Annotated in this window: 19 protein-coding genes; 16 read left to right on the top strand and 3 right to left on the bottom strand. The window is 68.1% G+C overall.

Annotated features, from left to right (window positions below; all coding sequences use genetic code 11):
• Nucleotides 1–13: 13 nt before the first annotated feature.
• Nucleotides 14–1,783 (bottom strand): long-chain-fatty-acid--CoA ligase, encoded by a 1,770-nt coding sequence (locus tag HMPREF3121_RS05900; RefSeq protein WP_070520910.1) that lies wholly within the window; start codon nucleotides 1,781–1,783, stop codon nucleotides 14–16.
• 100 nt (nucleotides 1,784–1,883) lie between these two features.
• On the opposite strand from HMPREF3121_RS05900, the gene mshA reads away from it, so the two are divergent.
• The 7 genes from mshA (at nucleotide 1,884) to HMPREF3121_RS05865 (ending at nucleotide 8,472) form a co-directional block, all read left to right on the top strand.
• Nucleotides 1,884–3,197: a D-inositol-3-phosphate glycosyltransferase gene (gene mshA, locus HMPREF3121_RS05895; protein WP_070520906.1), complete on the top strand. Its 1,314-nt coding sequence runs from the start codon at nucleotides 1,884–1,886 to the stop codon at nucleotides 3,195–3,197.
• A gap of 1 nt (nucleotide 3,198) precedes the next feature.
• Nucleotides 3,199–3,720, top strand: a complete 522-nt coding sequence (locus HMPREF3121_RS05890) for a type III secretion system chaperone family protein (RefSeq protein ID WP_070521018.1) — start codon at nucleotides 3,199–3,201, stop codon at nucleotides 3,718–3,720.
• Between the two features lie 86 nt (nucleotides 3,721–3,806).
• Entirely contained in the window at nucleotides 3,807–4,553 is a 747-nt protein-coding gene (locus HMPREF3121_RS05885; protein ID WP_070521015.1) for a phosphoglyceromutase, read from the top strand.
• Nucleotides 4,554–4,749: 196 nt separating this feature from the next.
• Nucleotides 4,750–5,898, top strand: coding sequence for a sensor histidine kinase (locus tag HMPREF3121_RS05880; protein ID WP_083291328.1), 1,149 nt, complete (start codon nucleotides 4,750–4,752; stop codon nucleotides 5,896–5,898).
• A gap of 7 nt (nucleotides 5,899–5,905) precedes the next feature.
• The gene (locus HMPREF3121_RS05875; RefSeq protein ID WP_070520903.1) at nucleotides 5,906–6,598 is read left to right on the top strand and encodes a response regulator transcription factor; all 693 of its coding nucleotides are present in this window, start codon (nucleotides 5,906–5,908) and stop codon (nucleotides 6,596–6,598) included.
• A 66-nt stretch (nucleotides 6,599–6,664) separates the two neighbouring features.
• Complete coding sequence (locus tag HMPREF3121_RS05870; protein ID WP_070520899.1) at nucleotides 6,665–7,990, top strand: AAA family ATPase; 1,326 nt, start codon at nucleotides 6,665–6,667, stop codon at nucleotides 7,988–7,990.
• Nucleotides 7,991–8,040: 50 nt separating this feature from the next.
• Complete coding sequence (locus HMPREF3121_RS05865) at nucleotides 8,041–8,472, top strand: hypothetical protein (protein ID WP_141742997.1); 432 nt, start codon at nucleotides 8,041–8,043, stop codon at nucleotides 8,470–8,472.
• A 38-nt stretch (nucleotides 8,473–8,510) separates the two neighbouring features.
• On the opposite strand, the gene HMPREF3121_RS05860 is transcribed toward HMPREF3121_RS05865, so the two are convergent.
• Entirely contained in the window at nucleotides 8,511–9,455 is a 945-nt protein-coding gene (locus HMPREF3121_RS05860; protein WP_070520895.1) for a DUF3109 family protein, read from the bottom strand.
• Between the two features lie 34 nt (nucleotides 9,456–9,489).
• On the opposite strand from HMPREF3121_RS05860, the gene HMPREF3121_RS05855 reads away from it, so the two are divergent.
• The 6 genes from HMPREF3121_RS05855 to HMPREF3121_RS05835 all read left to right on the top strand — a co-directional run bounded on the left by HMPREF3121_RS05855 (nucleotide 9,490) and on the right by HMPREF3121_RS05835 (nucleotide 14,889).
• A complete protein-coding gene (locus HMPREF3121_RS05855; protein WP_168161373.1) occupies nucleotides 9,490–10,428 on the top strand; it encodes a Ppx/GppA family phosphatase in 939 nt (312 codons plus the stop codon).
• Nucleotide 10,429: 1 nt separating this feature from the next.
• On the top strand, nucleotides 10,430–11,977 hold the full coding sequence (locus HMPREF3121_RS05850; protein WP_070520892.1) for a hypothetical protein: 1,548 nt from the start codon (nucleotides 10,430–10,432) through the stop codon (nucleotides 11,975–11,977).
• 80 nt (nucleotides 11,978–12,057) lie between these two features.
• Complete coding sequence (gene proC / locus HMPREF3121_RS05845; protein ID WP_070520888.1) at nucleotides 12,058–12,879, top strand: pyrroline-5-carboxylate reductase; 822 nt, start codon at nucleotides 12,058–12,060, stop codon at nucleotides 12,877–12,879.
• A gap of 316 nt (nucleotides 12,880–13,195) precedes the next feature.
• A complete protein-coding gene (locus HMPREF3121_RS05840; protein ID WP_035120050.1) occupies nucleotides 13,196–13,387 on the top strand; it encodes a helix-turn-helix domain-containing protein in 192 nt (63 codons plus the stop codon).
• Between the two features lie 212 nt (nucleotides 13,388–13,599).
• On the top strand, nucleotides 13,600–13,701 hold the full coding sequence (locus HMPREF3121_RS12175) for a 30S ribosomal protein bS22 (protein ID WP_003855542.1): 102 nt from the start codon (nucleotides 13,600–13,602) through the stop codon (nucleotides 13,699–13,701).
• Between the two features lie 135 nt (nucleotides 13,702–13,836).
• Complete coding sequence (locus HMPREF3121_RS05835; protein WP_070520885.1) at nucleotides 13,837–14,889, top strand: 1-acyl-sn-glycerol-3-phosphate acyltransferase; 1,053 nt, start codon at nucleotides 13,837–13,839, stop codon at nucleotides 14,887–14,889.
• On the opposite strand, the gene HMPREF3121_RS05830 is transcribed toward HMPREF3121_RS05835, so the two are convergent.
• The gene (locus HMPREF3121_RS05830) at nucleotides 14,883–15,968 is read right to left on the bottom strand and encodes an HAD family hydrolase (RefSeq protein ID WP_070520883.1); all 1,086 of its coding nucleotides are present in this window, start codon (nucleotides 15,966–15,968) and stop codon (nucleotides 14,883–14,885) included. The two genes, HMPREF3121_RS05835 and HMPREF3121_RS05830, sit on opposite strands and share 7 nt — an antisense overlap.
• Before the next feature lie 181 nt (nucleotides 15,969–16,149).
• Between HMPREF3121_RS05830 and HMPREF3121_RS05825 the strand changes: the two genes are divergently transcribed.
• The 3 genes from HMPREF3121_RS05825 to hemC all read left to right on the top strand — a co-directional run bounded on the left by HMPREF3121_RS05825 (nucleotide 16,150) and on the right by hemC (nucleotide 19,108).
• Nucleotides 16,150–16,386 (top strand): glutaredoxin family protein, encoded by a 237-nt coding sequence (locus HMPREF3121_RS05825; RefSeq protein ID WP_070520880.1) that lies wholly within the window; start codon nucleotides 16,150–16,152, stop codon nucleotides 16,384–16,386.
• A 339-nt stretch (nucleotides 16,387–16,725) separates the two neighbouring features.
• Nucleotides 16,726–18,141 (top strand): glutamyl-tRNA reductase, encoded by a 1,416-nt coding sequence (locus tag HMPREF3121_RS05820; RefSeq protein WP_083291325.1) that lies wholly within the window; start codon nucleotides 16,726–16,728, stop codon nucleotides 18,139–18,141.
• A 61-nt stretch (nucleotides 18,142–18,202) separates the two neighbouring features.
• Nucleotides 18,203–19,108 (top strand): hydroxymethylbilane synthase, encoded by a 906-nt coding sequence (gene hemC, locus HMPREF3121_RS05815; RefSeq protein ID WP_070521011.1) that lies wholly within the window; start codon nucleotides 18,203–18,205, stop codon nucleotides 19,106–19,108.
• Nucleotides 19,109–19,113 lie beyond the last annotated feature (5 nt).

Genomic DNA, 19,113 nt, shown 5'->3' with positions numbered 1-19,113 from the left:
CGGAGGCGCGGGATCAGTGCCCGCGGGTCGCCAGCGAATCGACGGAGACGCCGGTCTCCTGCAGCTGGGCCAGCAGCACGTCGCGCACGTCGCGGCGGCGTACCTTGCCCATCTGGTCGCGCGGCATCTCGTCGAGGTGGAAGAAGGCGCGCGGCACCTTGTAGCCCGTCAGGTTCTCGCGGGCATGCGCCCGGTACGCCCCGACGTCGAGGTTGGCGTAGTCGCCCAACGCCACCGCGGCGACGACGAGCTCCGACCCATCCGACTTCGGCAGGCCCACCACCGTCGCGTCGACGATGTCGGGGTGCTCCAGCAGCACTTCTTCGACCTCGGCGGGGTAGACGTTGAAGCCGCCGGTGATGATGACCTCCTTGATGCGCGCCACCAGGCGCAGGAATCCGTCCTCCTCCAGCACGCCGACGTCGCCCGTGCGGTACCAGCGGCCGCCTTCCGCGCCGTCCGGGCCGTCGGTGAAGGACTTCTCGGTTTCCTCCGGGTGGTTGAGGTAGCCGGCGAACACCTGCGGGCCGCGGACGATGACCTCGCCCTCCGTGCCATCCGGGACGTGCCGCGTCGGATCGTCCGGGTCGACGACCGCGATGTCGGTGTCCGGGAACGGGATGCCGACGTAGCCGGGGCGGCGGTTGCCGTCCATCGGGTTGCCCACGATGATCGGCGACGTCTCCGTCAGGCCGTAGCCCTCCACCAACCGGCCGCCGGTGAGGCGCTCCCACTTCTCGACGATGGACACCGGCAGGGTCGAGGCGCCGCAGAAGGAGAACTTCACGCCGGTGATGTCGACGTTCTTTTCCTCGGCGGCGTCGATGATCTTCTCGTACAGCGTCGGCACGCCCGGCACCCACGTGGAGCGGTTGGTCTTCATCACCTTCATGATCAGGTCCATCTCCGCCGCCGGGACGAGGACCAGTTCGGCGCCGATGAGCATGGCCAGGTTGTTGACGATGGTCAGGCCGTAGGCGTGGAAGAGCGGCAGGACGCCGAGGACGGTTTCCTTCTCGTCGCCCAGGCCCGGCACCCACGCCTTGCCCATCAGGATGTTGGCGACCAGGCCGCGGTGGGTCAGCTGCGCGCCCTTGGGGGTGCCGGTGGTGCCGGAGGTGTACATGATGACGGCGATGTCGTCGACGGCGACGTCCGCCGGGGAAACGATGTCGCGGCCGTCACCGCCGACCGCGTCGCCGATGACGGCGTCGAAGCCCATGACCTGCGGGGCGGGGGCGTGGAGTTTGTCGCGGGAGGCCTTCAGCGCCGGGATCGGCAGCTTCAACGCGGTGCGCATGATCCACGGCAGGTCGCGGAGCATGTCGACGGCGATGATCGTCTCCAGCGGGGTGTCGCGGCGCAGTTCCTCGAGCACGGGCACGGTCTTGTCCCAGCAGATGGCGACGCGGGCGCCGTGGTCGTTGAAGGGGTGGCGCAGTTCGTGGGCGGTGTAGAGCGGGTTGTGCTCGATGACGATGGCGCCGAGGCGCAGAATGGCCCAGTAGGCGATGACGTGCTGGGGGCAGTTGGGCATGACAAGTGCGACGTGGTCGCCGCGGCGGACGCCGAGGGCGCGCAGGCCGGCGGCGGCGCGGCGCACCCGTTCGTCGAGTTCGGCGTACGTCCAGCCGCGGCCGAAGAACCGCAGCGCGGTGCGGTCCGGGTGGTCCGCGATGGTCCGGTCGTAGACGTCGTTGAGGGTGGTGTCTCCGTAGTCGAGGTGGGGGTCGGTCCAGTCCGGGTAATGCTCCAGCCAGGTCCGGTCGGTCGATGCGCTCATGAGGTGCCTCCTTTGCAACCTACGTTAGAGTAACTTATTGTCGGTCGCGCGCCGGGGTCGATGTTTGCGGTCCTTGCTTGCCGACGGGCATTGTGGAGCCATGAACGGCCACATCGAGGCGTACGCCGGGCATCGTCCCGAGCGGGTCGCGGTCATCTCCATGCACACCTCGCCCCTGGAGCAACCGGGCACCGGCGACGCCGGCGGCATGAACGTCTACGTGTTGCGCACGTGCCGGGAATTGGCGTCGCGCGGCATCGCGGTGGACGTGTTCACGCGGGCCACGCGCCCGAGTCAGGGCGAGATCGTGGAGGTCGCGCCGAACCTGCGCGTCATCAACGTCACGGCGGGCCCGTACGAGGGGCTGTCGAAGTCGGAGCTGCCGACCCAGCTGGCCGCGTTCACCGGCGGGGTGCTCATGTTCGCCCGCTGCCACGGGCTGCGCTACTGCGTGGTCCATTCCCATTACTGGTTGTCGGGCCAGGTCGGGTGGTTGCTGCGGGATCTGTGGCGGGTGCCGCTGGTGCACACCGCGCACACGTTGGCGGCGGTGAAGAACCTCCACCTCGCCGAGGGGGATTCCCCGGAACCGGAGTCGCGGCGCATCTGCGAGCAGCAGATCGCGGACAACGCCGACGTCATGGTGGTCAACACGGACGAAGAGCGGGACAACCTCACCGGGCATTACGACGCCGACGCGTCGCGCATCGAGGTCATTCCCCCGGGCGTGGACGTGCACCTGTACAGCCCGGGCAGCGACCGCGCCACGGAACGCAGCCGAAGGGAACTGGGCATTCCGCTGCATGCGAAGGTCGTGCTCTTCGTCGGCAGGCTGCAGCGGCTCAAGGGGCCGCAGGTGCTGTTGCGCGCCGTCGCGGAGATGGTCGCCCGGCGCCCCCGGCACAACCTGAAGGTCATCATCTGCGGCGGGCCGTCGGGCACCGGGCTGGAGCGGCCGGACGAATTCCTGGACCTCGCCGAGGAACTGGGGCTCGGCGACGTCGTGCGCTTCCTGCTGCCGCGTCCGCCGGAGGAATTGGTCAGCCTGTACCGGGCCGCCGACGTCGTGGCGGTGCCCAGCTACAACGAGTCCTTCGGGCTGGTGGCCATGGAATCCCAGGCCGCCGGCACCCCCGTCGTCGCCGCGCGGGTCGGCGGGCTGCCCATCGCCGTGGCCGACGGCAAGACGGGCGTCCTCGTCGACGGCCACGACCCGCAGCGGTGGGCCGACGCGCTCGGCGAACTGCTCGACGACGACGAACGCCGAATCGACATGGCCCACGCCGCACCGGCCCACGCGGAGGAGTTCTCGTGGGAACGCACCGTCGACAAGCTTCTCGCCGTTTACGATCGGGCCTTGTCCGGGCGCGACGACGATGATTGCGGCCCACGCGACGCCGAAGGGAGCCGATGACATGACAGACGTCGACGACACCACCGAGAACACCGCCGCGCCGAGCGGCGACGGCCTGACCGCGCTGACCGCCCAGCTCGACCGCATGGGGGTGGAGCACAAGACCGCCGAGCAGTCGGCGATCGTCGTGCTGCCGGGCACCCGCAAACTCAAGACGGTGTGCCTGCTCACCCCCGCCCCCGATTCGCTGCGCGTCGAAGCCTTCGTGTGCCGCAACCCCGAGGAAAACCACGCCGGCGTCCACGAATGGCTGCTGCAGCGCAACCGACGCCTGTTCGGCATCGCCTACACCGTCGACGCCCAGGGCGACATCTACCTGGTCGGCCAGCTGCCGCCCGCGCTGTCCGACGAAGACCTCGACCGCGTGCTCGGGCAGGTGCTGGAAGCCTCCGACGGCGACTTCAACAAGATCCTCGAACGCGGGTTCTCCACCTCCATCAAGAGGGAATGGGAATGGCGCGTCGACCGGGGCGAGTCGTTGGCCAACCTGGAGCAGTTCCGCCACCTGGCCGACGAATCCTGAACCGCCCCTCGCGCACCCCGAAGCGGGGGATTCCCGGAATGGGGGAGCACGAGCGCGTCCCCCTGTTTTCGGGCATGATCGGGGGCATGAGCAACGGAAAACTTGTCCTCGTCCGCCATGGTCAGAGTGAGTGGAACGCCTCGAACCAGTTCACCGGCTGGTACGACGTCGCCCTGACCGACAAGGGCCGCGCGGAGGCCGTCCGCGCCGGCGAGATGATGGTCGAAGCCGGTCTCGAGCCGACCATCCTGTACACCTCGCTGCTGCGCCGCGCCATCAACACCGCTCACCTGGCCCTCGACGCCGCCGATCGCCTGTGGATCCCGGTCGTCCGCGACTGGCGTCTCAACGAGCGCCACTACGGCGCCCTGCAGGGCCTGAACAAGGCCGAGACCAAGGAGAAGTACGGCGACGAGCAGTTCATGACCTGGCGCCGCTCCTACGACACCCCGCCGCCGCCGCTGGACGACGACTCCCCGTACTCGCAGGCCAACGACCCGCGCTACGCCGGCGTCGAGAACCCGCCGAAGACCGAGTGCCTGAAGGACGTCGAGGAGCGCCTGATCCCGTACTTCGAGGCCGAGATCCTGCCGCGCCTGAAGAACGGCGAGACCGTCATGCTCGCCGCGCACGGCAACACCCTGCGCGCCATGCTCATGTACCTGGACGGCATCACCCCGGAGGCCATCGCCGAGGTCAACGTCCCGACCGGCATCCCGCTGGTCTACGAGTTCGACGCCGAGGGCAAGGTCCAGAACCCGGGCGGCACCTACCTGGACCCGGAGGCCGCCGCCGCCGGCGCCGCCGCCGTGGCCAACCAGGGCAACAAGTAACGCCTCCGCTTTCCGCGGTATGAGGGCCGCGTCCGCTTCGGCGGGCGCGGCCCTTGTCGTCGGCGTCCATTCAACCGCCGTGCGGCATTTCCGGTGTGGCGAACGAGGTTTCGCGTGTGCCCCGGGGTGGGGGATGGCGCGCGCGGCGGGTCCGGGTCGCCGGGCGCGGGGGTCGGGGAGGCGATAGGGTGGTTTCGTGACCTCCACCATTTTCGCTGCGTTAGTGGGTGCGGCCGTGATGGCCGCGGTTCTCATCGGCGGCGGCGCCGTCACCGGAGTGGTCAAGGCGGTGACGAAGAAGCGGTCGGGGGCGGAGGAACGCGTCACCACCATCGCCCAGGTTCTGCATCTGGCCATCCAGGGCGCCCCGACGGGCATCGTGGTCGTCGACATTTCCCGCGACGTCCTCCTGTCGAACCCGCAGGCGCACCAGCTCGGGCTCATGCACGAGCGCGTGCTCCACGACCTCGGCTGGGAGGCGGCGCTGCGGGTGTTCGACACGCAGGAGGAGCAGGAGCTCAACCTGGTCATTCCGGCGCGCCGGGCGGGTGCGCCCGACAAGTCGGTGCGCTGCCTGGTCAGCCCGTTGACCATGGCGGACGACCGGTTCGTGGTGCTCTATGCCACCGACGAGTCGGAGTTGGTGCGCATGGAGGCCGCGCGCCGAGACTTCGTGGCCAACGTCTCGCACGAGCTGAAGACCCCGGTCGGCGCGATGAGCCTGCTGGTGGAGGCGCTGGCGGAGGCGAAGGACGACCCGGAAGCCGTCGAGCATTTCAGCGAGAGCCTGACGCGCGAAGCGAAGCGCCTGTCCACGATGATCACCGAGCTGATTTCGCTGTCGAAGTTGCAGGGCGCGGAGGCGTTGCCCGACATGGAGCCGCTGAAGGTGTCGGAGATCGTCGACGCCGCCGTGTACCGCACCAAGATCCTGGCGGACCAGGCGGGCATTTCGGTGAGCACCGACTGCGAGGAGGGGCTGATGGTCATGGGCGACCGTTCGCTGCTCATCACGGCGGTGGCCAACTTGATCACCAACGCCGTCAACTACTCGCCGGAGCAGACGCCCGTCAGCGTGTCGGTGAAGATGACGGACGGCGACACCGTCGCCATCCGCGTCACCGACCGCGGCATCGGCATCTCACTTGCGGACCAGGAACGTATTTTTGAGCGATTTTTCCGCGTCGACAAGGCGCGTTCCCGCTCCACCGGCGGCACTGGCCTCGGTTTGGCGATCGTCAAACACGTCGTCGCCAACCACAAGGGGGCCATTAAGATTTGGAGCAGGCCCGGCACCGGCTCGACCTTCACCCTCGAACTGCCGGCCCTGAAGAAGGAAGGATGATCCACCCGTGACCTCCGTTCTCATCGTCGAAGACGAGGCCGCCCTCGCCGAACCGTTGGCGTTCCTCCTGAAGAAGGAGGGCTTCGAGGTCCGCATCGCGGGCGACGGCCCGACCGCGTTGGCCGAGTTCGAGGCGCATGATCCCGACATCGTCCTGCTGGACCTGATGTTGCCGGGCATGAGCGGCACCGAGGTGTGCAAGAACCTCCGGTTGCGGTCGAATGTTCCGGTCATCATGGTCACGGCCCGCGACAGCGAGATCGACAAGGTCGTGGGCCTGGAGATCGGCGCGGACGATTACGTGACCAAGCCGTACAGTTCCCGCGAGCTCATCGCCCGCATCCGCGCGGTGCTGCGCCGTGGCGGGGAGCAGGAGTTCGAGGGCGACGAGCTGGAGGAGGACGTCCTGCGGGGCGGCCGGGTGGTCATGGACGTCGAGCGTCACGTCGTCACGGTCGACGACGAGCCGGTGTCCATGCCGCTGAAGGAGTTCGACCTGCTGGAGTACCTGCTGCGCAACAGTGGCCGGGTGCTCACCCGCGGGCAGCTCATCGACCGGGTGTGGGGCGCCGATTACGTCGGCGACACGAAGACCCTGGACGTGCACATCAAGCGTCTGCGTTCGAAGATCGAGGTCAATCCGTCGCGTCCGCGGCACCTGGTCACGGTGCGCGGGTTGGGCTACAAGTTCGAAGAGTAGCCGGGTGGGCCGGGGGTAATCTGCGGCGGGCCACCGAGATTAGCTAAGTGTGAATAGGATTTGGACATGGCAGCTTCACCGATACTCACGGAACTGCGACTCACTTCGTTCAAGTCGTTTCGAGACGCGCGACTGGCGATTCCTCCTTTGCTGCTCATTACGGGGCGGAATAGTTCGGGAAAGTCGAACGTGTTCGACGCGGTGTCCGTACTGGCCCGGATCGCCGGTGGAGGGCCGCTAGCCAAGGTCCTGGATGACTCGACGAGTCCGGATGGAGCGATCCGGGGTGGTAGCCGAGGGTGTGCCCCGCATGGTACGGACTCCTTTTCCCTCGGGTGCGATGTTTCTATGGGAGCGACGGTCTATTCGTGGGACATTGAAGTCGAAGTCGGCGATCGTTTGGCTGTCGTGGACGAACGACTTGAATCCATGACCTCCGGTAAGACGAAGAGCCTGATTGGGCCGCCTCGGGTGTTGCACGACGATGATTCTCCTGGCATTGGGCGCGCGGTGGCGAATGGCAAGAAGGGGACTAATCCCGTCATTGATTTTTGGCGGGATAGAGCCGTTCTCGGACAAGTCGAAGCCGTACCCGATGCGGACGATGACGTCCGCGCCGGCGTCGCAGCAGTTCGTTCAACGCTGGGGTCGATGTACCAGCTGGACCCGATTCCGACTCGTATGAGAGCCTTCGTGCCGCGAACTGATTACAAGCTCCGACGACACGCAGACAACTTTTCCGCGACTCTTCACCGTTTGCAGGATCGGCAACCCGAGGCGTTTGGGCATGTCCAAGATCTCGTAGAACGCATCGTGGATGAACGTGTCCGGGGGCTCGACTTCAGTGACACCTCGCTGGGAGACGTCATGGTGGGCCTTCGGGAAGCACTTGGCCCGTTTGAGGCGGGTGCAGAGCAGTTCACCCCGGCCCGCGAGATGAGCGACGGACTCTTGCGTGTTCTCGGTGTTGCGCTTGTGCTGCTTGCAGACGCGGAACTCCTTGAAGTAGGCGTACCCGGGAAGAGAAATTCAGCTGTTCCCGCAGTTTTTGTCGAGGAGATTGAAAATGGGTTGCACCCATCGCAAGCCAGCTTGTTGTTAGACCTGCTGGTCGACGCGGTGGATTCATCTTCGCGACAGGTTGTGGCGACGACACATAGTCCTGCGTTGCTCGATGCAGCTGAAGGTTCGCTGAACGAGAGCATCCTGGTTTGTTACCGCGATTCGCAAACTGGCCTCAGCTGCCTGGTTCCGATGGTGGACTTGCCGCAATATCCTGAGGACATGGCCCGGGGCAGCATCGGTGACAACGTAACCGCCGGACGTTTGACTGGCCCGTTTCGGTCGGAACAGAATATTCATTCCTTCGATGATATTTTCGGGATTGCCTGATGTCGGCTATGCCGCGGGTGGTGTTCGTTGACACGTCAGTGTTGACGTGCTTGTTGGATGTTCCCGGCAAGAATCAGGACCGAGAATCGGTGATCCCCCAGTTCAAGACGTACAAAAAAGCCATGGTGACGATGATTCTCCCGGTTACCGCCGTGGTGGAGACGGGCAATCATATCGCGCAACTGTCGGACGGCCATCAGAGGAGGGAAGCCGCGCAGCGTTTCGATAAGACTCTCGCAAAGGTCGAAAGTGGTGAGTCACCCTGGATCCCCAATGAACTAACATGGGATCCAACGATGATCCGACGATTGCGGAATACTACCGCTAGCGGTGATGACCTCGTGGAGAGGTTGGCCCAGAAGGTTGGCGCCGGGGACTGCATGATCTTGGCTGAGCGAGCAGAGTACTCGGAGCGGTCGCAGATTCCGCTCTCGAATATTGCAGTATGGACGCTTGATGCCGAATTATCCGCGCGCGCCTGAATGGATTTCGATCGATGTAGCCCGGCCCGGGCGCCGAATCACACTTCGTCGGCAAGCAAACCTTCGGCGGCCGCGCGGGTCGCGGGATGGATGGCCAGCAGCGGGTACCCGGAGGGGCCGAATGCCCCGGCGAGTCCGGCGGCCTCGCGCGTGCGGCAATGGTCGGCGAGGATCTCGTAGCAGGCGCGGCCGATGAGTTCGACGAGTTCGGATTCGTGCGTTTTCCAGATGGCGTCGGCGTGGTCGTGGGCTTCGGGGGCGCCGGTGCAGTACCAGTCGAAGTCTTCGCCGCCGTTGCCCCAGCCGCGGCGGTCGTACTCCGTGATGGTGGTGCGGAGGATTTCGTGGCCGTCGGGGCGCTCTTCGTAGGCCTCGAGGCGACGTAGGGGGAGTTGCCAGCACACGTCGGGCTTGGCTTTGACGTGGTCGACGTCGTGGGCGACGGCCCACTGGTGGAGGGCGCAGCCGACCCCGCCCGGCCAGCCCGCGCGGTTGGCGAAGATGCAGGCGCCGTCGATCACCGGGGTTTTCAGCGCCGGTTCGGGGTTGCCGTCCTCGTCGTCGAGTTCGTCCCATTCGAGCCACGGTTCCAGGGGCTCGTCCACGCCGGAGTCGATGTCGCGGAACCAGGCGGTGACGGACTGCGGACGGTTTTGCCACCATCCGCTTTCCGACGGCCCGTCCCCGGCGTCGGCTTCCATCGCCCGGACCGTGGCGGTCAGGCGGTCGCGGTCCTCTTCGTCGCAGAGGAAGGCGCCGTGGCCGCAGCAGCCCACGTCCGTGTTGGCGGAGTCGATTCCGCGGCACGCGTCGGTGCCGAACACGCAGGAATACGTGGACAGGAGCCAGGTCAGATCGCAGGTGATGACGTGGTCGGGGTCCTCCGGGTTGGTGAACTCGAACCATTCGCGGGGGAAATCGGGGGCGACTTCCGCCGGGGATGGTGCGGTTCCCCGTCCGGGGCGGGGGTGGAGCTGATTCACACCGGAACACGGTAGACCGTCTAACCTGAGACACGTGCGATTAGGTGTATTGGACGTTGGCAGCAATACCGTTCATTTGGTGATGGTCGACGCCCGCCGCGGCGGGCACCCCACCCCGATGAGCGATACGAAGTCGACGATGAAGCTGGTCGAGTACCTCGACGACGACAATGATTTGTCGAAGAAGGGCATCGACAAGCTCACGGGTTACGTCGCCGAGGCCAAGGGCCTGGTCGAGCAGATGCGGTGCGAAGAGATGATCAGCTTCGCCACGTCGGCGGTTCGCGACGCCAACAATTCCGACGACGTGCTCGATCACGTGGAGAAGGAGACCGGCATTCGCCTGGAGATCCTCTCCGGCGAGGACGAGGCGCGGTTGACCTTCCTGGCGGTGCGCCGCTGGTACGGCTGGTCGGCCGGGCGGATCGTCAATCTGGACATCGGCGGTGGTTCGCTGGAGCTGACGTCCGGCACCGACGAGGATCCGGAGGCGGCGTATTCGTTGCTGCTGGGCGCCGGCCGCCTGACTCACGAGTGGTTCGACACTGATCCGCCGTCGCGCAAGAAGATCGATCTGCTGCGCGATTACATCGACGCCGAGCTCGTGGAGCCGGCCCGTCATCTGCGCACCCTGGGTGAGCCTGATCTGGCGGTGGCCACGTCGAAGACGTTCCGCACCCTGGCGCGCCTGACCGGTGCCGCGCCGAGCTCGGCGGGTCCGCGCGTCAAGCGCACCCTGACCGCTCCCGGTCTGCGCCAGCTGATCGCGTTCATCTCCCGCATGACGGCCGCCGACCGTGCAGAGTTGGAGGGCGTGAGCTCGAATCGCTCCCACCAGATCGTCGCGGGTGCCCTCGTGGCGGAGGCGAGTATGCGAGCATTGGGGATCGAGCAGGTGGAGATTTGCCCGTGGGCGCTGCGCGAAGGCGTGATTTTGCGTCGCCTCGACGGCAATCTGTACGGAAAGGGATGAGATGAGCGACGAGAAGCTCACCGTTGCCGAGCTGCTGGCGCGCCGTGACAAGGAGCGCGGCGGCTCCGCCGAGCCCGCGGAGCGCCCGCGTCGTCGGCGCCGCAGCCTGGAGGAAGGTGGCATTTCCGTCGCCGAACTGACGGGTTCGATCCCGCGCGTCAAGGCCGATGGTCCCCGCCGCGGAGCCCACGCCGCCGTCGAGGACGACGAGCAGATCGAGGATCGGGTCGAGGACCAGGTCACCGGGACCGCCGATTCGACTGAGGTCACCGAGACCGGCGAGGTCGGCGAGGCCCCGGAGTCCACTGGGGCCGCCGAGGTTGCCGAGGCTGCCGAGGTTCCGGACGAAGACGATTCCGCCGAGGCCGAGTCGGTCGAGGCCGAGTCCGTCGAGGAAGCGGTCGAAGAGCCCGCGGCCGAGACGCCGGAGGAACCGGTCGCCGAAGAGCCGGTGGAGGAGCCGGCCGCCGATGAGCCTGGGGAGGAGCCGGCCGCAGACGAGGAATCGGTGGCCGAGCCCGTCGCCGAGCAGCCCGTCGACGTCGAGGAACCGCGCGAGCCGCGCGAGCCGTTCTCCATCCCATCCGCCGTTCCCGTCGATCCGCGCCCGGTGATGGCCAACGACGAGACCGGCGAGATCACCTTCACGTTCACCAAGTTCCACGACGCCCGGACGGGCAGCGAGCCCGTCGCCGAAGCCGGTCCGATGGCCCGCGAGGTCCTCGAGGGCTCCATGGCCTACGACGATCGCCCGACGAACGTCATCCCGGTCGTGGAAGATGACGAAGCCGAGGCGGAGGTCGCGGTCGACGACGCCGCTTCGGCCCGGGAATGGGATGCGGCCGGCGACCGCGCCTTCGACGGTTCCGCCATCGCCGACGGCACGTTCACCGGCGGTTCCGCCGCAATGGTCGATCACGTCGACGACGTGCCCGCCGCCTACCGCGAACACGACGCGGAGTACGGCGCGGAATACGAGGATGACTACGGCTCGGACCACGACTCCGGATACGTGGCCGACTACGAAGACGATTACGACTCCGGATACGACGCCGACTACGACTCCGATTCCGACTACGACCATGTCGCGGAGTACGGCGAGGAGTACGACGCCGAGCCGGAAATCGAGGACCAGCGTCGCCGCGGCTTCGTCGACTTCTCCGACCCGTCGGATGAGCCGGAATCCGTCGACCCGCAAGCCTCCGCCGCCTCCGCGACGGCCGCGGCCCCCGCGGTGAAGGAGTCCGGTGCCCCGAAGTCGACGAAGGACCGCGAGGACTACGTCGAGGACAATTCGCTGTCCATCGGCCTACTCATCGCCCAGACGATCGTCGGCCTGCTGTTCGGCGGCCTGATCTTCGCGCTGTTCCTGATGCTCTGGATGGCCCTGCCGAAGGCCGTCGTCGCGGTCATCGCCGTGGCCTTCTCCTTCGGCCTGGTCATCGGCGTCAACCTCATCCGCCGCGAGCGAGACCGGCTGACCCCGGTGCTCGCCGGCATCGTCGGCCTGGTCGTCTCCTTCGCGCCGTACGTGCTCACCATGGTCTGATCCGCGAGCGAGCGCCGACACCCCGGCAGCGCCCCTTCTTGGTTAGCCAAGGAGGGGCGCTTTTGGCACACTGGCCGACCATGACACGAATTGCTGTTATCGGCGGAGGAAAGATCGGCGGCGCCCTCATCGGCGGCCTCATCGACGGTGGCGTGGACCCCAAGTCCATCTACCTGGTGCAGCGGTCGCCCGAGCGCCGCAAGGAGCTGCGCGACCAGTACGGCATCGTCGACGCCGACGACGCCGAGCAGGCGGTGGACGGCGCGGACGTGGTGTTCCTGTGCGTGAAGCCCCACGGCATCGTCCCGTTGCTCGACGAGATCTCCGGCGTCATCGACGAGGGCGAGGGCGACACCATCGTCGCGTCCATGGCCGCCGGCATCACCCTGGAGGAGCTCGAGTCGGTCTGCGCCGTCGGCACCCCCGTCCTGCGCGTCATGCCCAACACCCCGATGCTGGTCGGCCGCGGCGTCAACGCCATCGCCCCCGGCCGCTTCGCCAACGACGACCACGTCGCCCAGGTCGAGGCGCTGCTGGAGAAGGTCGGCCACGTCGAGGTCGTCGAGGAAAAGCAGATGGACGCCGTCACCGCGGTGTCCGGCTCTGGCCCGGCGTACTTCTTCCAGTTCGTCGAAGCGATGGTCGACGCCGGCGTCACCCTGGGCCTCAAGCGCGACCAGGCCCAGCGTCTGGCCACCGCCACCGCCGCCGGCGCCGCCGAAATGATGATGGCCGAGGGCGCCGACCCCGTGTCCCTGCGCGCCGACGTGTCCTCCCCGGGCGGCACCACCGCCGCCGCGACGAGCACGTTCGAAGAGGAGGGACTGCGCCGCGCGGTCATTCGGGCCATGCGCGCGTGCCGCGACAAGTCGGCCGCCATGGGGCGCCCGGCCGGTAAGTAGTCGGGCCGGCTCGTCGTAAAGCAAAGGCGGGTAGGAAATGTGCGGAGGAACCCGGATGCGCCGCCCCCGCCCGGGTGGCGTCTTCCGGCCCGCGCCACTTCGCTTCCGGGAGAGGGTTTCCGCAGATGACGGGCGCACGGGCGGCGAGCGCGACACCGGGGACGCACCAGCAACAAACGTAACGGTTGCCCCATTCGCGCCCTTGTATCGCAATGGCACCATCGATAACGGTAAGGTCTAAGAAGCAACCGCGTGTTCACAGTCTCTGCAGGAGGGGAAGCCTGCAGCGCGCGGAATGCGCTGAAGGGAAAACGATATGACGAATGCCGAGAACGGGACGTTTCTGACGGTGGCCGAGGTCGCCGAGATCATGCGGGTGTCGAAGATGACCGTCTACCGCCTGGTCCACGCCGGCGAGCTGCCGGCGGTGCGCGTCGGCCGTTCCTTCCGCGTTCACGAGAGCGCGGTCAAGACGTACCTGGACTCGTCCTTCTACGACGCCGGGTAAGTCCCCCCCCCGACGGGTCGTTCGCCGCGTTTCGCGCACGGTGGCGGGTGAGGGGCGTTTGACCCCGGCACCCGGCTCCCCGCTATGATTGACCCGATTGGCGCCCGACGCGCCCCATGATTCGCCCTCCGTCCGACTGCGGAGCCGGTGCCGGGGCGTCGCGTCGGTCGCGATAAGCCAGCAAGAAGTCAACGAATAGCGAGGTCGAGCCGATGGGTTCCGTCATCAAGAAGCGCCGCAAGCGCATGTCGAAGAAGAAGCACCGCAAGATGCTCCGACGCACCCGAGTGCAGCGCCGGAAGCTCGGCAAGTAGGCCACGGCGGCATCGCCCGCCCCGAGGGCCCACGGCGCCCGTTCCACGTCAGGTGGGGCGGGCGTTTCGTCGTTTTCGCGTGGCGACGCCCCGCCGCGCCGGTGAGCGCCGGTTCCGCCCGGTATCGTCGTGGGCATGATTTCGGAACCCGACCTCGAGTTCGTCGAGGAGACGTGGTTCCCCGCCCTCGCCCCGCTGCACGACCATTGGTTTCGCGTGGAATTGCATGGCGGGGACCGCATCCCCGCCGACGGGCCGACGATGATCGTCGCCAACCATTCCGGCAACCTGCCGGTCGACGCGATCATGACGCAGCTGTCGCTGCACCGCGAGTCGGGCCGGTTGCTGCGGTTGTTGGCCGGCGACGTGGCGTTTTCGCTGCCGGTGGTGTCCGACCTGGCCACGAAGGTCGGCGCGGTGCGGGCCGACAGGGACGCGGCGGCGGCGTTGCTGGAGGCCGGCGAGATGGTCGGCGTGTTCCCGGAGGGCTACCGCGGCCTGGGCAAGCCGTACACGCAGCGGTACCAGCTGCAGGCGTTCGGTCGCGGCGGGTTCGCGGCCACGGCCCTGCGCCACGGGGCGACGATCGTCCCGGTGTCCATCGTCGGCGCGGAGGAGATCTACCCGCAGCTCGGTGCGGTGTTCCGCGGTTCGGCGTTGTTGGGCGCCGAGGGAATGAAAACGTCGAACATCGGGCACGCGGAGGGCGCCGCCCCCGTCGACGAGGCGCTGGAGTCGCTGGTGTGGGGCATCGCCGACGTGCTGGCGGAAGGTGCGACGACGCCGCTGAAGGACCTGCCCGCCTGGGCGCTGGGGCCGGAGGGGGCGGCGGAGCGCAAGGCGCTCATCGAGTTGGTGCGCGACGTCGTGTTGTCCATCGCCCGAGGGCTGGGCATTCCGTACATTCCCACGACGCCGTTTTTCCCGTGGTTGGGCGTCGTCGGTGCGGTGCCGTTGCCGTCGAAGTGGCGCATCGACGTCCTCGATCCCATCGATCCGCGGGAGTGGGCGGAGGGCTACCGCGGCGGACTGATGGAGGCGCCCGAGCCGGGGGCGGGCGGTGATTCCGCACCGATTCGGCTTCACGACGACCCGGTGTCGGTCCTGGGATTGGCGGATGAGGTCAAGAGGCGCATCCAGGCCCGGCTGCTGCGCACCCTGCGGGATCGCACGAGCGCGTTTTACTGAGGGGCCCTTCGGCGGCCGCGTTCCCTCAGCTCGTTCCACGCCAGGTAGCCTCCGGCGGCGCACGCCCCGATGCCGGAGGCGACGATGGCCCAGCGGGCGGTCCGGAACATCGTGCGGCGCACCGTGCGGTATTCGCGCACGGCCCACCCGCGTTCTTCGGCGATGCGGCGAAGCCGTCGGTCGGGGTTGACGGCGACGGCGGAGCCGACCATCGACAACATGGGCACGTCGTTGGCGGAGTCGGAGTACGCCGCGCACCGCGACAGGTCCAGCCCCGAGGAGGCGGCCAGCGCGGCGACGGCGTGCTTTTTGCCCGGACCGTGGAGGATGTCGCCGACCAGTCGGCCGGTGAACTTGCCGTCCTCCACTTCGGCCACCGTGCCGAGCGCACCGGTCAGACCCAGGCGTTTGGCGATGACCTGCGCGAGCTGCACCGGCGCGGCCGTCACCAGCCACACCTCCTGCCCGGCCTGCAGATGCAGGTCCGCCAACTCGCGGGTGCCCGCGTAGACGCGGTCGCCGATGATCTCGTCGAAGATCTCCTCCGCCATCGCCACGGTCTCGGCGACGTCGTGGCCCTTGATGAAGGCCAGCGCCTGCTCGCGGGCGTCGGCGATGTCGTCGGCGTCTTCCGAGCCGGACACCCGGAACTTCACCTGCTTCCACAGCATCCCGCCGAGCTCCCGGAAGTCGAAAAAACCCCGGCGGGCCAGGCCCGCGCCGAACAGAAAGATGGACGCACCCTGGACGAGGGTGTTGTCCACGTCGAAGAACGCGGCGGTGCCGACGTCCTGCGGAATGTCCGGGTGGGGCTCCGACAGCCGTTCGGACCCGCCGGCCGCATCGACGGCGCCGTGGACGGACCGGTAGCCGACCAGCAGCTCGTCGGAGTCGATGCCGTAGACGTCGCCCATCGCGGCCAGTGCCGCGGCCTCGCCGGCTGCGCGCTGCGACTCCCCGTCGAGCGGGCGCAGGGCCACGGTCTCCAGGAAATTGCGCACCGTTCCGTGCGAGGGCAGCAGTTCCGACAAAATGTCGCCCGGCAACAGGGACGGCCGGTCGGATCCGGGAGTGGACACTGGGTTTCCTAAACTTCTCGCGGGAGCTGCCGACGATCGGCGGCCGGTGGGCCGCACGCCGGTGGGTTCATCGTATGCTTTCCCCGGTTTTTCCGTGTCGGGAAGGGGCGTCGCGCGCCGGGTGCCGCGGCCGCCCGAAACCGGCCGACTGCCCGCACCTGCGACGAAAGGGGGCGACGACATGCCCGTCGTCACGCTCATGACCCGCGCGACCTGTGGTTCCTGTGCCCGCGTGGAAGCCCAGATCCGGCCCATCGCGCAGCGTTTCGGCGCGACCGTGGAGGTCGTCGACGTCGATGCGGGAGACGGGGCCGACGCCGTCGAGTTCGGGGATCGGGTGCCGGTGGTGCTCGTCGACGGCGAGGAGATCGCCTGCTGGGAGATCGACGACGAGGATCTGATCGACGCCCTGAGCTGACGCGGCGGGGCGGGGAATGGGCGCCCCCCATGGGCTACATCGGGCGATGATGGGGGATGCGCGCGTTTGTGGAATACCCCCGGCACGGTCTACCGTTGATGAAAATGAGCCCACGGCGATGGCGGGCGCACAACGCCTGTCATCACCCTAGGGCATGGTGGATCTGGCATCCGCACCGGGGTCGGCGTCATGCGCCGTCACCCCGGTTCGCGCCGTTTTCACCTCGATCAGGATCCGCGTGGCGACGGCGTCGCAAACCGTATGGCTGGGCGGAAATCGAGATCCGGCCGCCGAATCGACCCGCCGGATGGAGGAGGAACGGATAGCGGTGGTTATGCCGTGAGTGTGCTGCTCGTCGGGATGTCGCACCGGTCCGCGCCAGTGTCCATGCTGGAGCGCGTGTCCGTGGCCGACACGGATCAGCCGAAGACCCTCGCCCGGCTCCTCGAGGAGGACGCCGTGTCCGAGGCGATGCTGGTCTCCACCTGCAACCGCGTCGAATACTACGTCGCCGCCCGCGGATTCCACGCCGGTCTGTCGGCGGTCATCCGCGAAATCGTCGACCGCTCCGGCCTCGACGTCGACGATCTGACGCCCCACCTCTACGTCCGCTACGCCGAAGGCGCCGCGGAGCACATGCTGTCCGTCGCCTCCGGGCTGGACTCCATGGTCATCGGCGAGCAGCAGATCATCGGCCAGATCCGCGCCGCCTACCAGAGCGCCGACGAGCACGGGGCGGTCGGCCGCACCCTCCACGACCTCGCCCAGCGTTCCCTCCACACCGGCAAGCGCGTCCACTCGGAGACCGACATCGACGAGGCCGGCGCCTCGATGGTGTCCGTCGCCGTCGACGAGGCGATCCGCGCCATCAACCCCGATTACCGTCCGGGCGACGCCGACGGCCTGGCCGGGAACAACGCGCTGATCCTCGGCGCCGGCGCCATGAGCTCGCTGGCCGCCACCCATCTGGGGCGCGCTGGCGTTTCGCACATCACCGTCGCCAACCGCACGCTCGATCGCGCGCAGAACCTGGCCGACCACTCCATCGAGGCGGGTGTCCCGGCCCGCGCCATCGCGCTGGAGGACTACCGCGACGTCCTCGACGACGTCGACATCCTCGTCACCGCCACCGGCGCGATGAGCCCCGTCGTCCTCATCGACCACGTCCGCGACGCCGGCCCGCTGGCCATCGCCGACCTGTCGATGCCGCGCGACGTCGAAGACGGCGTCGGCGAACTGCAGGGCATCGCGCTGTTCGACATCGAGCGCCTGCAGATGACGTCGACCCGCGAACTCGGCCGCGACGACGAAATCGCCGCCCGGGCGATCGTCGACGAGGAGCTGAAGAGCTACCTGCAGGCGCAGCGCGCACTGGAGGCCGCGCCGACGGTCAAGGCGCTGCGCGAAAAGGCCGCCGAGGTCGTCTCCGCCGAACTGCTCCGGCTGGAGGCGAAGACCCCCGGACTCACCGAGCGCGAGCGCGAGGAGGTCGGACGAACCGTGCGGCGGGTCGTCGACAAGCTCCTGCACGTGCCCACCGTCCAGGTGAAGAAGCTGTCCGGGGAACCCGGCGGCACGTCCTACGCACAGGCCCTGCAACGCCTGTTCGACCTTCCGCTGTCCACGCCCCAGTCGCTGTACGCCGACACCGACATCCCCGCCGACCTCATGGTCGGCGACCGCATGGGCCGCATGCGCGGCACCGCGGACATCGAGGGCATCATGCGATCCACAACCGGAGGAAACCGTGGCTGACACCAACACCGACACCCAGCGCACCGACGCCAACGCCGGAGTCGCCGGGGACGACCGGCCCGTGATCCGCATCGGCACCCGCGGCTCCGAACTGGCCACCACCCAGGCCGGCCACGTGCGCGACGCGCTGATCCGCATGGGCCACGAGGCCGAGCTGGTCATCGTCAAGACCGCCGGCGACGCCAACCGCCACGACCCGGTGGAGAAGATCGGCATCGGCGTGTTCACCCAGGCCCTGCGCCACGCGCTGCGCGAAGACGTCTGCGACGTCGCCGTCCACTCCTTCAAGGACCTGCCCACCGCGCCGGAAGACGACCTGATCATCGCCGCCGTGCCGCAGCGCGTCGACCCGCGCGAGGTGCTCATCTCCCGCGGCAACCTGCCGCTGGCCGAGCTGCCGCAGGGCGCCAAGGTCGGCACTTCCGCCCCGCGCCGCGTCTCCCAGCTGCGATCCGTGCGCCCCGACCTGGACATCCGCCCGCTGCGCGGCAACATCGAAACCCGCATGGGACGCGTCGACGACGACCTCGACGCCGTCGTGCTGGCCCGCGCTGGCCTGGACCGCACCGGCCGCCTCGACCGCGCCGCCGAATCCCTCGCCGTCGACGTGCTCATGCCGGCCCCCGCCCAGGGCGCCCTCGCCGTCGAGTGCCGCGCCGCCGACAAGCGCCTGGCGCTCATCCTCGGTCGCCTCGACGACGCCGAATCGCACGCCCGCGCCCGCGCCGAACGCACCATCCTCTCCGAGCTGCAGGCCGGCTGCACCGCGCCGGTCGCCGCGCACTCCGAGATCACCGACGACGGCCGTCTGGAGCTGACCGCCGGCGTGTTCGCCCTCGACGGGTCCCGCCGCCTGGTCGAGTCCGGCGTCGGCGCCCCGGAAGACGCCGAGGAGATCGGCCGCGCCGTCGCCGCCCGACTGCTGGAGCAGGGCGCCCACGACGTCATGGGAGACACCCTTCGCTGACGCCC

It is taken from the genome of Corynebacterium sp. HMSC11E11 (assembly GCF_001807025.1).
Taxonomy (GTDB): Bacteria; Actinomycetota; Actinomycetes; order Mycobacteriales; family Mycobacteriaceae; genus Corynebacterium; species Corynebacterium freneyi.
The sequence above is the reverse complement of the archived record's forward strand: the minus strand, read 5'-3'. Positions and strand labels throughout refer to the sequence as shown.

What these genes read in the sequence shown, in the direction of transcription:
- HMPREF3121_RS05840 (WP_035120050.1), top strand. Translation starts at nt 13,196, where the DNA reads ATGACGAATGCCGAGAACGGGACGTTTCTGACGGTGGCCGAGGTCGCC.
- HMPREF3121_RS05825 (WP_070520880.1), top strand. Translation starts at nt 16,150, where the DNA reads ATGCCCGTCGTCACGCTCATGACCCGCGCGACCTGTGGTTCCTGTGCC.
- HMPREF3121_RS05870 (WP_070520899.1), top strand. Translation starts at nt 6,665, where the DNA reads ATGGCAGCTTCACCGATACTCACGGAACTGCGACTCACTTCGTTCAAG.
- HMPREF3121_RS05885 (WP_070521015.1), top strand. Translation starts at nt 3,807, where the DNA reads ATGAGCAACGGAAAACTTGTCCTCGTCCGCCATGGTCAGAGTGAGTGG.
- HMPREF3121_RS05835 (WP_070520885.1), top strand. Translation starts at nt 13,837, where the DNA reads ATGATTTCGGAACCCGACCTCGAGTTCGTCGAGGAGACGTGGTTCCCC.
- mshA (WP_070520906.1), top strand. Translation starts at nt 1,884, where the DNA reads ATGAACGGCCACATCGAGGCGTACGCCGGGCATCGTCCCGAGCGGGTC.
- proC (WP_070520888.1), top strand. Translation starts at nt 12,058, where the DNA reads ATGACACGAATTGCTGTTATCGGCGGAGGAAAGATCGGCGGCGCCCTC.
- HMPREF3121_RS12175 (WP_003855542.1), top strand. Translation starts at nt 13,600, where the DNA reads ATGGGTTCCGTCATCAAGAAGCGCCGCAAGCGCATGTCGAAGAAGAAG.
- HMPREF3121_RS05850 (WP_070520892.1), top strand. Translation starts at nt 10,430, where the DNA reads ATGAGCGACGAGAAGCTCACCGTTGCCGAGCTGCTGGCGCGCCGTGAC.
- HMPREF3121_RS05890 (WP_070521018.1), top strand. Translation starts at nt 3,199, where the DNA reads ATGACAGACGTCGACGACACCACCGAGAACACCGCCGCGCCGAGCGGC.
- HMPREF3121_RS05900 (WP_070520910.1), bottom strand. Translation starts at nt 1,783, where the DNA reads ATGAGCGCATCGACCGACCGGACCTGGCTGGAGCATTACCCGGACTGG.